The 13,900-nt window shown below is 65.2% G+C and carries 13 protein-coding genes; 6 read left to right on the top strand and 7 right to left on the bottom strand.

The window, feature by feature from the left end:
* Positions 1-51: 51 nt before the first annotated feature.
* Together CQ050_RS08340 and CQ050_RS08335 are read right to left on the bottom strand one after the other, a co-directional pair.
* Entirely contained in the window at positions 52-1,020 is a 969-nt protein-coding gene (locus tag CQ050_RS08340; RefSeq protein WP_105556353.1) for a tripartite tricarboxylate transporter substrate binding protein, read from the bottom strand.
* Positions 1,021-1,094: 74 nt separating this feature from the next.
* Positions 1,095-2,096, bottom strand: coding sequence for a tripartite tricarboxylate transporter substrate binding protein (locus CQ050_RS08335; protein WP_105556602.1), 1,002 nt, complete (start codon positions 2,094-2,096; stop codon positions 1,095-1,097).
* 220 nt (positions 2,097-2,316) lie between these two features.
* On the opposite strand from CQ050_RS08335, the gene CQ050_RS08330 reads away from it, so the two are divergent.
* The 5 genes from CQ050_RS08330 (at position 2,317) to garL (ending at position 7,185) form a co-directional block, all read left to right on the top strand.
* Positions 2,317-3,246, top strand: coding sequence for a dihydrodipicolinate synthase family protein (locus tag CQ050_RS08330; RefSeq protein ID WP_105556352.1), 930 nt, complete (start codon positions 2,317-2,319; stop codon positions 3,244-3,246).
* 70 nt (positions 3,247-3,316) lie between these two features.
* Positions 3,317-4,123 carry a FadR/GntR family transcriptional regulator gene (locus CQ050_RS08325; protein WP_369868263.1) on the top strand — a complete coding sequence of 269 codons (807 nt, stop codon included), beginning with the start codon at positions 3,317-3,319 and terminating at the stop codon, positions 4,121-4,123.
* 24 nt (positions 4,124-4,147) lie between these two features.
* Complete coding sequence (locus CQ050_RS08320; RefSeq protein ID WP_105556350.1) at positions 4,148-5,260, top strand: Ldh family oxidoreductase; 1,113 nt, start codon at positions 4,148-4,150, stop codon at positions 5,258-5,260.
* An 87-nt stretch (positions 5,261-5,347) separates the two neighbouring features.
* Entirely contained in the window at positions 5,348-6,349 is a 1,002-nt protein-coding gene (locus tag CQ050_RS08315) for a tripartite tricarboxylate transporter substrate binding protein (RefSeq protein WP_105556349.1), read from the top strand.
* Between the two features lie 68 nt (positions 6,350-6,417).
* Complete coding sequence (gene garL, locus CQ050_RS08310; protein ID WP_035213403.1) at positions 6,418-7,185, top strand: 2-dehydro-3-deoxyglucarate aldolase; 768 nt, start codon at positions 6,418-6,420, stop codon at positions 7,183-7,185.
* 45 nt (positions 7,186-7,230) lie between these two features.
* Here garL and lysA read toward each other — a convergent pair whose 3' ends face one another.
* Positions 7,231-8,463, bottom strand: coding sequence for a diaminopimelate decarboxylase (gene lysA / locus CQ050_RS08305; RefSeq protein WP_105556348.1), 1,233 nt, complete (start codon positions 8,461-8,463; stop codon positions 7,231-7,233).
* 115 nt (positions 8,464-8,578) lie between these two features.
* Between lysA and CQ050_RS08300 the strand changes: the two genes are divergently transcribed.
* Positions 8,579-9,505, top strand: coding sequence for a LysR family transcriptional regulator (locus CQ050_RS08300; RefSeq protein ID WP_105556347.1), 927 nt, complete (start codon positions 8,579-8,581; stop codon positions 9,503-9,505).
* A 138-nt stretch (positions 9,506-9,643) separates the two neighbouring features.
* Here the strand turns inward: CQ050_RS08300 and rpsT are convergent, their stop codons facing one another.
* The 4 genes from rpsT to CQ050_RS08280 all read right to left on the bottom strand — a co-directional run bounded on the left by rpsT (position 9,644) and on the right by CQ050_RS08280 (position 13,871).
* Positions 9,644-9,907, bottom strand: a complete 264-nt coding sequence (rpsT, locus tag CQ050_RS08295) for a 30S ribosomal protein S20 (RefSeq protein WP_006225453.1) — start codon at positions 9,905-9,907, stop codon at positions 9,644-9,646.
* 309 nt (positions 9,908-10,216) lie between these two features.
* Positions 10,217-11,179, bottom strand: coding sequence for a FecR domain-containing protein (locus tag CQ050_RS08290; RefSeq protein WP_105556601.1), 963 nt, complete (start codon positions 11,177-11,179; stop codon positions 10,217-10,219).
* A 193-nt stretch (positions 11,180-11,372) separates the two neighbouring features.
* Entirely contained in the window at positions 11,373-12,932 is a 1,560-nt protein-coding gene (gene murJ, locus CQ050_RS08285) for a murein biosynthesis integral membrane protein MurJ (RefSeq protein ID WP_105556346.1), read from the bottom strand.
* A 180-nt stretch (positions 12,933-13,112) separates the two neighbouring features.
* On the bottom strand, positions 13,113-13,871 hold the full coding sequence (locus tag CQ050_RS08280) for a 3-hydroxyacyl-CoA dehydrogenase (RefSeq protein WP_006220294.1): 759 nt from the start codon (positions 13,869-13,871) through the stop codon (positions 13,113-13,115).
* Between the last annotated feature and the right edge of the window lie 29 nt (positions 13,872-13,900).

Here is a 13,900-nt window from a genome sequence, read left to right as displayed (position 1 = left end):
GGATGCCCGCAGGCACCCCCTTTGCGTGTTTCCTGTCTTGCTTGCCGGCGGCTATTCCAGCTGGATGTTGGCCTTCTGGATGACGTCCTTCCAGCGCTTGACCTCGCCTTGCTGGAATGCCGTGAACTGTTGCGGCGTATTCGCGACGACTTCGAAGCCCAGGCCTTGCAGCGTCTGCTCGGTCTTCGGGTCGCGCAACGCGGTCTGCAGCGCCTTCGACAGTTGCTGCACGACCGCCGGCGGGGTGCCCTTGGGCACGGCGAAGCCCTGCCAGGAATACACCACCATGTCCTTGATGCCGGCTTCGCTCAGCGTGGGCACGTCGGGCAGGTCGCGCGCGCGCGCATCACCCGTGATGGCCAGGGCCTTCAGCTTGCCGGCCTTGATGTGATTCTGCACCGCGCCCAGGTTCTGGAACGACACATTGACCTGTCCGCCGATCAGGTCCGCGATGGCGGCGCCGCCGCCCTTGTAGGGCACATCCACGCCCGTGCTGCCCGTGCGCTGGCGGAACAGCACGGCGGACAGGTGGTCGGACGAGCCCGTGCCCGACGACGCGTAGGAGACGCTGCCGGGATGCTTCTTCGCATAGTCGACCAGTTCGGCAACGGTGCTGGCGGGAAAGGAGTTGGCGGCGACCAGCACATTGGGGTTGCGCACGGCCTGCGTCAGGTATTCAAAATCCTTGCTGGGGTTGTAGGACAGGTTCTTGTAAAGCGCTTCGTTGATGGCGAAAGTGCCGATCGAACCCACCATCATGGTGTAGCCGTCGGGCGTGCTGCGAGCCAGGGCCTGCGCGCCGATGGCGCTGTTGGCGCCCGGCTTGTTTTCGACGACGAAGGTCTGGCCCAGCAGTTTCGACAGCGCGGGCGTGACCGACCGCGCGGTGATGTCGGATGAGCCGCCCGGCACGAAGGGCACGATCATGGTGATGGGCTTTTCGGGGTAGCCGGCGGCCTGGACCGCCGGCCCGCCAAGCAGGGCGGCGCCCGCCGCAATGGCGCAGATCAGTTTATTCATGGTGTCTCCTGGTTCGCGTGATGCTGGGAAGCCCGCCGCTCACGCGTTGCGCGCGGGCCTGGATCTGCGTCAGGTCAGTCGACCTTGGCGCCGGATGTTTTCACGACTTCGGCCCACTTCACGGTTTCTTGCGCCATGAACTGTTTGAATTGCGTCGGGGTGTTGCCCGAGGGCGTGGCGCCCTGGGCCTGCAGTTGCGCGCGCACCGGCTCTTGCTGCAATGCGGCCGCCACGTCGCGCTGGATCTTGTCGACGATGGCGGGTGGCGTGCCCGCAGGGGCCAGCAACCCGAACCAGCTGGAGGCCTCATACCCTTTCACGCCGGCCTCGGCCAACGTCGGCACATCCGGCAGCGCGGGCGAACGCGCGGTCGTGGTGACCGCCAACGGCCGCAGCTTGCCGCCCTTGATGTAGCCCATGGATGAAGGCAAGTTGTCGAAGATCAGGTCGGCGGAGCCGCCCATCACGTCCGTCAGGGCGGGGCTGCTGCCCTTGTACGGAACGTGCGTCATGCGCGTGCCCGTCATGCTCTGGAACAGTTCGCCCGACAGGTGCGTGGACGTGCCGTTGCCGGTGGACGCCATGTTGACGGTGTCCGGATTGGCCTTCAGGTACTTGATCAGGTCCGCCACGGTGCGGATGCCGTGTTTGTCGGCGAACTTGGGATTGAGCTCAAGGATGTTCGGCACCGGGATGACGAGCGTCACGGGAACGAAATCCTTGACCGGGTCATAGGGCAGCTTGGCGTAGACGGACTGATTGATCGCATGCGTGCTGACGGTGCCCATCAGCAACGTATAGCCGTCGGCCGGCGCGCGCGCCGCCTCGGCCGAACCGACGTTGCCGCCCGCGCCCGCCTTGTTGTCCACCACAACAGACTTGTTCCAGCTCTTGCCCAATTCGGCCGCCACGACACGCGCGGCGATGTCCGCCGTGCCGCCGGCGGGGAAGGGCACGATGATCTTCACGTCGCGTTCGGGGTAGTCGGCCAGCGCAGGGGCCGCCGGAAACAAAAAGGCGGTGGCCGTCAGCATGGCGGCGGTAAACAGCCGGTTGCGCAGGGGAGCTGCTTGCATGGAACGTGTCTCCTTGGTGTGCGCGTGGCCGCGCATCGTTTGTGGGGAATTCCAACCCTGGCGGGGCCCGGGCTTGAAGCCGCAAGGCGCCCGCGGCACCCTGCGTTTTGCTGCCGTCTTACTTGTAAAACAAATATAGGTATTGAGGTTATGGTTGTCAACCAAGTATACTTTTTTCACCTTACTCATCTAACAACTGGATCAGCCAGGAGCCCCGTCCATGAAAACTTCCCCGGTATCCGCCCAGGACTTGCAGCGTTCGGTTATCGCCGTGCCGCCGTTGGCCCGCCACGACGACCTTTCCCTGAACGAAGCCGCCAACAAGGCGTTGCTGGGCCACCTGGAAGCCGGCGGCGTGCGCAATGTGATGTATGGCGGCAACGCCAATTTCTACAACGTGGCAGTCAGTGAATACGCGCGCATCGTTGACATGCTGGCGGGCCTGGCAGGGTCGGATACGTGGATACTGCCGTCGGTCGGCCCCGACTACGGCAAGATGATGGACCAGGCGGCGATCCTGCGTTCGCGCGCCTTCCCCACGGCGATGCTGCTGCCCATGTCGTTCCCGTACACCGACGCCGGGCTGGCGGATGGCGTGCGGCGATTTACCGACGCGTTGGGCAAGCCCGCCGTGGTCTACATCAAATCGGCGGATTATCTGGCGCCGGCCACGGCGGCGCGCCTGATCGAGGAAGGCCGCATCGTCGCTTTCAAGTACGCGGTCGTGCGTGACGACCCGTTGAAAGATCCGTACCTGTCGGCCTTGTTGCAAGCGGTGGATGCGCGCTGGGTCGTCAGCGGTATCGGCGAACGCCCGGCCATCGTCCATTACCGCGACTTCGGGCTGAAGAGCTTCACGTCGGGTTCCGTATGCGTGGCGCCGCGCGGATCGATGCGCTTGCTTCATCTGCTGCGCGAAGGCCGCTACGACGACGCCGAGGCCGTGCGCGAGCATTACCTGGGCCTGGAGGATTGCCGTGATGGCATCAGCCCGATCCGCGTGCTGCATGACGCCGTGACCTTGTCCGGCGTGGCGGACATGGGCCCCATGCTGCCGCTGTTGACCGGCATTTCCAGCGCGGAGCGCGAACGCGTGGCGCCGGTGGCCCGCGCGCTGGCGGCATGGGACAAGGAAGCCGTGGCGGCCTGAGCTTGAACGCCGCGGCCGCGCGCCTCCCGTCGGACCGCCTGTTGGCGGTACGATGGGCGCTGTTCACGCAATGGTGAGCAGGCCTAAGCACTCAGGAGGTTTCGTGGCCCGATCCAAAGCATCAACGTCATCCGAGCCGCAGGCGCCCGTCGAGTCCGAGGCGCCGGGTTCGCCCCCGCTTGAACGCGGGCACCGGGTGCGGCTGGCGGATCAGGTCTACGGGCAGGTTTTCGAACAGATCGTGTCCGGCGGCTTGAATGTCGGCGATAAGCTGCCCTCTGAAAATGAAATCTCGGAACGCTTTGGCGTATCCCGGCCCGTCGTGCGCGAAGCGTTGTTGCGTCTGCGCGCCGACGGCCTGATCACCGCGCATCAGGGGCTGGGCACGTTCGTCAGCCATCAGCCCGCGCCGCGTCTGAAGACCTTCAACGACGTGCAGAACGTCAGCGCCTATCTCCGCGCGCAGGAGGTGCGGGTGGCGCTGGAAGGCGATGCGGCCCGGCTGGCCGCGTTGCGCCGCACGGACGAGCAATTGAAGAAGATCACCGATGCGCATGCGGCATTCGCCGACAGCCTGACGCACGGCCAGGTCTCGCCCGAGGCCGACCTGGCGTTCCACGCCAGCATTGCCGAGGCCAGCGGCAACGACTTCTATCTGGGGGTGCTGGAAAGCATCCACGAATCCATCAACGGTTTCATGCGGCTGACGTTGAGCCTGACGCGCACCGGCTCACGGCAGCGCGCTCAACGCGTCGTGGACGAGCACGCGACCATCCTGGATGCCATCCGCGAACAGGACAGCGAGCGCGCGCGCGTTGCCATGCAATTCCATCTGGGGCAGGCGCGTCACCGGCTGGTGGATCGCGAGCGCGACTGACATCAACAATATCGGAGACAACGAGTGCAAGCGAACGGAACAATAGCGAAGACCGTGCCGGTCGAGCAGGTCCGCGAACAGATCCTGCAGGTGCTGCAAGCCTGGGGCATGGACGAAGACCTGGCGCACACCACGGCCGGTCTCATGGCGCAAACCGACCTGCTGGGCATCGATTCGCATGGCATTTCGATGCTGCCGTCCTATGAGGAAAAACTGCGCGCCGGTTCTTTGCGGCTGGATGCGCGCGCACGGATCGTGCGCGACGGCGGGGCCAGCGCATTGATCGACGGCATGGGCGGCCTGGGCTATCCGGTGGCGTCGCAGGCCATGCACCTGGCGGTCGACAAGGCCCTTGAGCATGGCGTGGGCGCGGTGTCGGTCTGCAATTCGCATCATTTCGGCGCAGCCGGCGTGTATGCGCGCATCGCGGTGCAGCGCGGCGTGGTCGGCCTGGTGACCAGTAGCGCCAATGGCATCATCATGGTGCCCACGCGCGGCGCCATGCCTATGCTGGGCACCAATCCCATCGCGTTCGGCGCACCGGCGGCCCATAACGAGCCCTTCGTGCTGGACATGGCGACGACCACGGTCGCGGCCAATAAAGTGAAGGTCTACGACTTTCTGGACAAGCCGCTGCCGCCAGGATGGGCGGTCGACGGGCAGGGCGGGGCGGTCACCGATGCCGACGCCGCGATGCAGTTCATCTTCAAGCGCCCGGAAGGCGGCCTGACGCCATTGGGCGGCACGTCAGCGATGAGCAGCCACAAGGGCTACGGCCTGGCGATGATGGCGCAGATCCTGGGCGGCACGCTCAGCGGCAGTGCCTTCGCCGCCCGTCGCGCGCCGACCCGCCGCCCCGGAGAGCCGGACGACGTCGGGCATTTCTTCCTGGCGCTGAACCCCGACGCGTTTCGCGCCGCCGGTTCGTTCGAATCCGATATGGATGACATGATCGACGCGCTGCACGACACGCCGCCCGCCAACCCTGATGAACCCGTGCTGGTGGCCGGCGAGCCCGAGGCGGCCGAGCGCGCGCGCCGACTGCGCCAGGGCATCCCGATTTCCAGCGCGTTGGCCGAGCGCCTGCGCGGCATCTGCGAACGTGCCGGCACGCCGTATCTGCTGGAAGATAGTTGAATCGGCTGAAGCGGCGTGCCGCGGCAAGCGATAAGCACAGACCCGGACACCGGGCGATAACGCGATAAAAACCATGAGGAGACAACCATGCGACAGAACCCACCCGTGGCGCGCAGGCGCCTTGCCATCCTGGCCGTTGCGGCGGCCGGGGCGCTGACCCTGCTTCCCGGGACCGCGGCAGCCCAGGCCGGCGCCTGGCCCGCGAAGCCCGTCAAGCTGGTCGTGCCGTTTCCGGCCGGCGGCAGCACGGATTCCGTGGGCCGATTGCTGGCGGCGGAGCTATCCAAGGAATTGGGCCAAAGCGTCATCGTGGAAAACAAGGGCGGCGCCAACGGCAATATCGGCTCTGACGTCGTGGCCAAGTCCGAACCTGACGGCTACACCTTGCTGCTGTCCGGCGTCGGGTCCAACGCCATCAGCTATGCCGTCTACCAGAACATGCCCTACCGCAACAGCGACTTCGCGCACATCTCGCTGCTGGCAACGGGCCCCAATGTACTGGTCGCCAACATGGAATTTCCCGGCAAAACCTTTGCGGACTTCATTCGCCTGGCGCGGGAGAATCCGGGCAAGTACACGCACGCCAGTTCGGGCAGCGGCTCGTCGGGCCACCTGGCCATGGAGATGCTCAAGCAGGACGCCAAGATCGATCTGGTGCACGTGCCATACAAAGGGGGCGCGGCGGCCATCACCGACATGATTGGCGGACGCGTTTCGGTGATGTTCCTGAACCAGGACACGCTGTTGCCGCAAGTGACGTCCGGCAAGCTGCGCGCGCTGGCCGTCGCCAGCGCCAAGCGCAATCCCGCGTATCCCGACACCCCCACGGTGGCCGAATCGGGCTATCCGGGCTTTTCGGCCGAGTCCTGGTTTGGCTTGTCCGCGCCCGCCAAGACGCCGCCCGCCGTGATCCAACGCCTGAACCAGGCGACGGTGAAGGCGCTGGCGTCGCCGGAAATCCGGCAGAAGCTCGAAAGCGTGGGCTTTGTGGTGGTGGGAGACGACCCCAAATCGTTCTCGGCATTCGTCGACAACGAAATCACGAAGTGGGGCAAGGCGGCCAAGGCATCCGGCGCCCGCATGGACTGAACAGCGTGTCGCCGGGCCCCGGCCCGGCAGTTATCCGTGTTTTTCTTTTCTGCAAAACGAAGGCGGCAATGAACTCACCCTTACCCAACCGTTTCCGGCAACGCATCCTGGCCCGCGAACGGCTTATCGGTTTCTGGATGTGCATGTCCAGCCACATCACGGCAGAGCTTGTCGGGCTGGCGGATTTTGACTGGCTGCTTCTGGACGGCGAGCATTCGCCCAATGAAGTGCCAATGTTCCTGCAGCAACTGCAAGCCCTGCAGGGCAGTGCCAGCGCCGCCGTGGGCCGGCCGTCGTGGAACGATCCCGTGCAGATCAAGCGCCTGCTGGATATCGGTTTCTACAACTTGCTGATCCCGTTCATCGAGTCGGAGGCCGATGCGCGGCTGGCCGTGGCCGCAACCCGCTATCCGCCGCAAGGCATCCGCGGCGTGGCCGGCGCGCAGCGTAGCAACCGCTATGGCACGGTGCCTGATTACCTGCAGACCATCAACGACAACATCTGCGTGCTGCTGCAGATCGAAAGCCGGCCGGGCATCGACGCGGTCGACGAGATCGCGTCCGTCGAAGGCGTGGACGGCGTCTTCATCGGGCCGTCGGACCTGGCTGCGGCGCTGGGCCATATTGGCAACCCGGGCCACCCCGAAGTGCAGGAGGCCATCCGCCACCTGCACCAGCGCGTGACCGCCCAGGGCAAGGCCGTGGGTATCCTGGCGCCGGTGCACGCGGACGCGCGCCGTTACCTCGACATGGGCATGCATTTCGTGGCGGTCGGCACGGACCTGGGTGTGTTCAAGCAGGCGACCTTCGCGCTGCGCGACGCGTTTCCGACCTGACGCGATTTTGCAAAAAGCCCCGCAACGATATGCGGGGCTTTTTGCTTATTCCTCCAGCGCCAGCAATTCACTGACGGTCTGGCGGCGCCGGATCAAGCGGGCGTTGCCCTGGTCAAGCAGCACTTCCGGTGCCAGCGGCCGGCTGTTGTAGTTGGATGACATCGACGAGCCGTAAGCGCCCGCGTTGTGGAACACCATGAAGTCGCCAATGCGCGGCTGCGGCAACAACTGGTCCGACATCACGCCGCCTTCATCCTGCGTGAACACGTCGCCCGATTCACACAGCGGGCCGGCGACCGCGATGCGGGTTTCGGCCACGCCCTGCGGCGCCGAGCCGTCGGGCGCATGCACCGAGATGCGGTGATAGCTGCCGTACATGGCCGGGCGCATCAGGTCGTTGAAACCGGCGTCCACCAGCGCGAAGTCGCGCTCGGGGCGGCGGTTGATCGAATGCACTTCGGACACCAGCACGCCGGCTTCGGCCACCAGGAAACGGCCGGGCTCGATTTCCAGCCGGACCGGGTGTCCCAAAAATTGTTCAATGCGCTTGCGGGCCGCGTCCCATTGCTCGAAATAGTGGTCGCAATCGATGCGCGGTTCGCCGTCGCGGTAGGGGATGGACAAGCCACCACCGGCCGAGATCGCTTCAAGATCATGGTCCAGCGAGCGCACCACGTCGACCATGGCGTCGCAAACGCTGGACAGGTGGCCGTAGTCGACGCCCGAGCCGATGTGCATGTGGATGCCAACCAGCTTCAGGCCATGGCGGCGCACGATGGAGACGGCTTCGGCCACGTCGTCGATCCAGATGCCGTGCTTGCTTTGCGGGCCGCCGGTGTTGGTCTTGTTGCTGTGGCCGTGGCCGAAGCCGGGATTGATGCGCAGCCAGACTCGGTGCCCGCGCGAGGCCTGGCCCACGCGCTCCAGCATGTCCAGCGATCCGGCATTGACGGTGATGCCGTGGCCAAGCACGGTGGCCAGCGTGGCGTGGTCGATCAGGTCGGCCGTGAAAACCATGCCTTCGGGTTCGCCCTTGGGATCGAATCCCGCGGCCAGGCTGCGTTCGATCTCGCCCAGCGATACGGCGTCGACCACCGCGCCTTCCTCACGCATCAGACGCAGGATGTGCAGGTTGGAGCAGGCCTTCTGCGCGTAGCGGATGGTGTCGAAGCGTCGCAGTTGCGAGATGCGTTCGCGGATGACGGCGGCGTCGTAGACCCACAGCGGCGTGCCGTGCTGGGTGGCGAGTTGGGTGAGTTGGCGCGGATCGAATGCCATGACGGACGGGAACCTTGATTGAAGATTGAAACCAGGCGGCATGATGCCCGGTCGCGGGCATCCAGTAAAATGCTTATATTTGGAAGATCCATTCATTCTTGATATGAGGTGGCGGATGTTGACGCATCGGCATATCGAAGTGTTCCGCGCGGTGATGATCGCCGGCAGCGTGACGCGGGCGGCCGAACTCTTGAGTACCTCGCAGCCCACCGTCAGCCGCGAGCTGGCGCGCATGGAGCAGGGAATTGGCTTTGCCTTGTTCGAACGCGTGCATGGGCGGCTGCGGCCCACCATGCCTGCACTGGCGCTCTACGACGAGATCCGGCAGTCCTATGCCGGCCTGGAGCGCGTGGCGTCCACCGCCGCCCGGCTGCGCGCGTTCCGGGGCGGGCAGTTGTCGGTGATCGCCTTGCCGGCGTTTTCGCATTCGATTTTGCCGGACGCGTTTCGGCGTTTTCATGATCGGCATCCTGGTGTCAGCCTGTCGCTCGAGGCACAGGAATCGCCGTTCCTGGAGGAATGGCTGACTGCGCAGCGATACGACCTGGGCTTGACGGAACACGACGCCGCGCCCGCCGGCACGCGCGTGCAGCTGCTGTTGCAGGTGGATGAGGTATGCGTGCTGCCTGACGGGCATGCGCTAGTGGCCAAGCCGGAGATCGATCTGTCCGATTTCGAGGGCCAGGCCTTCGTCAGCCTGTCGTCCAGCGATCCCTACCGGATACAGATCGACGAAGCCTTCGCCGAGGCAGGGGTGCTGCGGCGGTCCATCGTGGAAACACCCACGGCGGTGTCCGTATGCACGTTCGTGCGCCAAGGTCTGGGCCTGGCGATCGTGAATCCGCTGACGGCGCTGGATTTCGTGGGCCAAGGCCTGCATATCCGCCCGCTGCGGCGGTCGTTCCCGTTCCGCGTGAACGTGGTCTTTCCTGAACATCGGCCGGCGAATCCGCTGGTGGACGCGTTCATGGCGTCGCTTACCGCGGCGGCCGACGCCATCAAGCGCCAGTTGGCATCGTGCATGGCGCAAGGCGCCGCGTAGGCGGGATGCTTCGGCGCAGTCTGTCTACTGTCTACTGTCCTGGTCGTGCTTCGAGCAGGCAACAAAAAAGGATGCCCTGGGGCATCCTTCTTCATTTGCCGTATTCATGACGCCCCAAAAAGCAGGGGCGGCAGAATCTTAGGCCAGCGCCTTGATAGCGGCAGCCAGGCGGCTCTTGTGGCGAGCGGCCTTGTTCTTGTGGATGATGTTCTTGTCAGCCACGCGATCGATCACGCTCGAGGCCTTCTGGAACACTTCGCCAGCCGAAGCCTTGTCGCCAGCGGCGATGGATTGGCGAACGCGCTTGATGGCGGTGCGCAGCATCGAGCGCAGGCTGGAATTGTGCTTGTTGCGCTCAACGGATTGGCGAGCGCGCTTGCGGGCTTGGGCGGTATTGGCCATGTTGCTATATAAGTTGAATTCGGCAAAGTCGAACATTGTAGCAAGTCCCTGCGGGATTGCAAGCTTTTAATGTTTGATCTACCGATGAAGCGCCCGTCAACCGGGCGGGGGGCGCTAAGGGTTAAGGTTCCTGGGCCGGAGAACCCGTCGCTGGAAAAGATTCCAAGCTTGAGCACTCTTAGCTGGACAACCCTGGCGGATGGTCCTCAAAAAGCCTTGAGGAAAAACCCGCGGCGCCTACTGGATAAAAACACGGTACTGAGTATACAACGAAGCGGGCCGCAGGCACAGGCCCGGGGCACGGCGTTGTCAGGCGGCGACGTTGATCGACACGAACCAGGGCGTGAAGCGCCGCACGCTGATCGGCATCATGTCTTCAAGCGTGTCCAACGCGGCATTGGTATCGTCCAGCGGGAAATGGCCCGACACGGGCAAGCCGCCGGCAGCCATCGACAGGCGCAGTGTGCCGGTGCGATAAGGCCGCAGCGCCGCGATCACCTCGGCCAACGGTCGGCCGCGGGCGTCGACCCAGCCGGATTCCCAGGCGGCTTCCGCCATGAGCTCGGCACGAGGGGTGTCCATTCGGGATGCGTCGAAACGGGCTCCGGTGCCGGCGCGCACGGAACCGTGGGCGCCCGACATGGTTTCCACTTCGACTTCATGTTCGTGCACCACGACGACCGTGCGCTGCGCCTGCTGGCGCACCATGTAACGGGTGCCCAGGGCGCGCACGGTGCCTTCGGCGGTCTGCACCAGGAACGGGCGGCGCGCATCGGGCGCGACGGAGACCGTCACGGCGCCATCCAGCAGGCGGACCTGCCGGTAGGCGGGCGTGAAGTCCAGATTGACGCGGCTGCGCGCATCCAGCAGCAACTGGCTGCCGTCCGACAATACATACCGGCGCCGCTCGCCCGTGGCCGTCGCGGCGTCCGCCGCGACATTGTTCAGGGGATAGAAGGCGTTGCCGACATAGGCGGCGCAAGCACCGGTGCTGGCGAGCGCCAGCGCGCCGGTCAAAAAGCGGCGGCGTGCCGGCATGATGGCCGGGGGCGGAGGGATCAGGGCCTGCGCGGGCGATCCGGCGGCGTACCCAGCAGGGTAGGCATCGCCAAGCCGGCCGAACGACGATCCTGAAAGCGTGCCTGTCAGCTGCTGCCAGGCATTCTCATGGACCGGGTCAGCCGCCCGCCACGCCAGGAAGTCGTTGTAGTCCTGCGCAGTCGCTTTGCCGGACCGCAGCAGCAGCAACCAATTGATCACCTGGTCCGCCATGGGTTGTCCTTGGGCGTACTTCACTTCATCATCCCGCATGCAGTGCCGGCGGGGATCCTCTCGATGGCAATTTGTAAATAATAAAGGTTTTTTACCAAAGATTACGGCCTGATTGTCAATTCTTGACGAATCTACGGCAAAAAAGCCGGTGGAAGCCGGCTTTTTGACGGGGAAGTTACACCAAGGCGTGAATTTACCGGGCGGGGCGTCGTCCAAAGTCCTTAGGGCGGAAGCCAAAGAGTAACAACGTTCCGAAGTAGACCAGTCCGCTGGCGGCCAGGACACCGCCCAGCCAGGCGGCCCGCAGGCCCGCATGGGCTTGCATGGCAATCCAGTCGATGCGCCCGTCCGCGTACCAAAGCAGGGCCGACAGCGCGGCCAGCGCCGGGATCAGGCGCAGCACGAATACGGTCCAGCCGGGGCCCGGCTGATACACGCCACGACGCCGCAGGCCGATCAGCAGCGCCAGCGCATTCAGGCAGGCGCCCAGCCCGATGGCCAGGGCCAGGCCGGCGTGGGCCATGAGCGGCACCAGCGCCAGGTTCATCAACTGCGTCAACACCAGCACGCCGATGGCGATCTTGACCGGCGTCCGGATGTCTTGCTTGGCGTAAAAGCCGGGTGCCAGGATCTTCACCGACAGCAGGCCGATCAGGCCAACGGAATAGGAAATGACGGCCAGGCGGGTCTGCAGCACGTCCTGGGCGGCGAAGGCGCCGTAGTGGAACAGCGTGGCGACCAGGCCGTCCGATAGCAGCGCCATGCCTACCGCGGCGGGCAGGCCCAGCAGCAATACCAGGCGCAGGCCCCAGTCCAGCAGGGCGCTATAGCCGCCGTGGTCGTCCCGCGCGTGGGCGGCCGACAGGCTGGGCAGCAGCACCGTGCCCAAGGCGACGCCCAGCAGCGCGGTGGGGAATTCCATCAGGCGGTCGGCGAACGATAGCCAGGTCACGCTGCCCGGCGTCAGCCAGGTGGCGATGTTGGTGTTGATCAGCAAGGAAATCTGCGCCACCGAGACCCCCAGCGTGGCAGGGGCCATCTGCTTGAGAATGCGCTGGACGGTCGGATCGGCCCACGCTTCGCGGAAGCGCAGGGAAAAGCGTGGCGTCAGGCCCAGCCGCGACAGGGCGATCCATTGCACTGCCAGTTGCGCCACGCCGCCGATCATGACGCCGATGGCCAACGCGTAAACGGGGACGTCCATGCGGGGCGCCAGCCAGATGCAGGCGCCGATCATGGCCAGGTTCAGCAGCACCGGCGTGAATGCCGGCACGGCGAAACGGCGCCAGGTGTTCAGCACGCCCGAGGCGAAGGCGATCAGCGACATGCAGAAGATGTAGGGGAACATCATCCGCGTCATCCAGACGGCGGCGCCGAATTCGGTGTCCCTGGCGGCCCCGCGCAGGCCGCTGGCCATGGCGGACACGACCCAGGGGGCGGCAACGATGCCGATCAGCGTGATCAGCATCAGCGTGGCCGTCAACAGCAAGGCCACGCGGTCCAGCAGCGTGCGGACTTCTTCTTCGGACCGATTGTTGCGCGCACTGCCCAGAATGGGCACGAAGGCCTGCGCGAAAGCGCCTTCGGCGAACAACCGCCGCAACAGATTGGGAATACGGAAGGCGACCCAGAAGGCGTCGGTGATGGGGCCGGCGCCAAAGGCGCGAGCAACCAGGATGTCGCGGATCAGGCCGGAAATGCGGGACAGCAGCGTGAAGCTGCTGACAGTGGCCGCCGAACGGAACAGGCTCATGGATGGACTACGTAAAAAAGGGGCCAACTGGCCCCGCAAACACAATGCCCGTTGAAAGGGACCATGCCGCGCTGCACACCGCTCCAGGCAAGAATGTCTTTTCCCCGCCGGGCCGCCCCAAGGGGAAAAGCGCCCCCTCGGGGGGCAGCAAGCGTGCGAAGCATGCGCGGCGTGGGGGCATTACTTCGGCGGCATCCTGATGGCGCCGTCGAGGCGAATGGTCTCGCCGTTCAGCATATCGTTCGTGACGATGCTGTAGACCAGTTTGGCATAGTCTTCCGGACGGCCCAGGCGGGCGGGGAAGGGGATGCTGGCGGCCAGCGAATCCTGCACTTCCTGGGGCATGCCGAAGATCATCGGCGTGCCGAAGATGCCCGGAGCGATGGTCATGCAGCGGATACCGGTCTTGGCCAGGTCGCGGGCGATCGGCAGGGTCATGCCGGCAACCCCGGCCTTCGAGGCGGCATAGGCCGCCTGGCCGATCTGGCCGTCGAACGCGGCAACCGACGCCGTGTTGATCATCACTCCGCGTTCGCCAGTGGGCTCGGGCGTGTTGGCGCTCATGGCCTCGGCGGCCAGACGCATCATGTTGAAGCTGCCGATCAGGTTGATCGACACGACCTTCTGGAACAGGTCCAGCGGATGCGCGCCGTTCTTGCCGACGATCTTGGCGGCGGGCGCGACGCCAGCGCAGTTCACCAGGCCAAACAGGGCGCCCAGTTCAAGGGCCGCGGCGACGGCGCTCTTGCCGTCCGCTTCTTGCGTCACGTCGCAATGGACGTAGCGCTGGCCGAGTTCCTTGGCCAGGGCCTGGCCCGGCTCGTCCTGGACGTCGGCGATGACGACCTTGGCGCCGTTCTCCACCAGCATGCGCACGGTGCCTGCACCCAGGCCGGACGCGCCGCCCGTAACGATGAATACCTTGTTCGCGATTTCCATGTCTCTACCACCAGATCAGTTCAAGGGGA

The sequence above is a fragment of the Achromobacter sp. MYb9 genome (genome assembly GCF_002975275.1).
Classification (GTDB): Bacteria; Pseudomonadota; Gammaproteobacteria; order Burkholderiales; family Burkholderiaceae_B; genus Achromobacter.
Note: the sequence above shows the minus strand (reverse complement) of the source record. Positions and strands in the feature narration are given on the sequence as shown.

Bases quoted from the DNA above. Each gene is read 5' to 3' on its own strand.
- garL (WP_035213403.1), top strand. From the start codon at position 6,418: ATGAACTCACCCTTACCCAACCGTTTCCGGCAACGCATCCTGGCCCGC.
- CQ050_RS08280 (WP_006220294.1), bottom strand. From the start codon at position 13,871: ATGGAAATCGCGAACAAGGTATTCATCGTTACGGGCGGCGCGTCCGGC.
- CQ050_RS08335 (WP_105556602.1), bottom strand. From the start codon at position 2,096: ATGCAAGCAGCTCCCCTGCGCAACCGGCTGTTTACCGCCGCCATGCTG.
- murJ (WP_105556346.1), bottom strand. From the start codon at position 12,932: ATGAGCCTGTTCCGTTCGGCGGCCACTGTCAGCAGCTTCACGCTGCTG.
- CQ050_RS08315 (WP_105556349.1), top strand. From the start codon at position 5,348: ATGCGACAGAACCCACCCGTGGCGCGCAGGCGCCTTGCCATCCTGGCC.
- CQ050_RS08300 (WP_105556347.1), top strand. From the start codon at position 8,579: ATGTTGACGCATCGGCATATCGAAGTGTTCCGCGCGGTGATGATCGCC.
- CQ050_RS08325 (WP_369868263.1), top strand. From the start codon at position 3,317: ATGGTGAGCAGGCCTAAGCACTCAGGAGGTTTCGTGGCCCGATCCAAA.
- CQ050_RS08290 (WP_105556601.1), bottom strand. From the start codon at position 11,179: ATGGCGGACCAGGTGATCAATTGGTTGCTGCTGCTGCGGTCCGGCAAA.
- lysA (WP_105556348.1), bottom strand. From the start codon at position 8,463: ATGGCATTCGATCCGCGCCAACTCACCCAACTCGCCACCCAGCACGGC.
- CQ050_RS08340 (WP_105556353.1), bottom strand. From the start codon at position 1,020: ATGAATAAACTGATCTGCGCCATTGCGGCGGGCGCCGCCCTGCTTGGC.
- rpsT (WP_006225453.1), bottom strand. From the start codon at position 9,907: ATGGCCAATACCGCCCAAGCCCGCAAGCGCGCTCGCCAATCCGTTGAG.
- CQ050_RS08330 (WP_105556352.1), top strand. From the start codon at position 2,317: ATGAAAACTTCCCCGGTATCCGCCCAGGACTTGCAGCGTTCGGTTATC.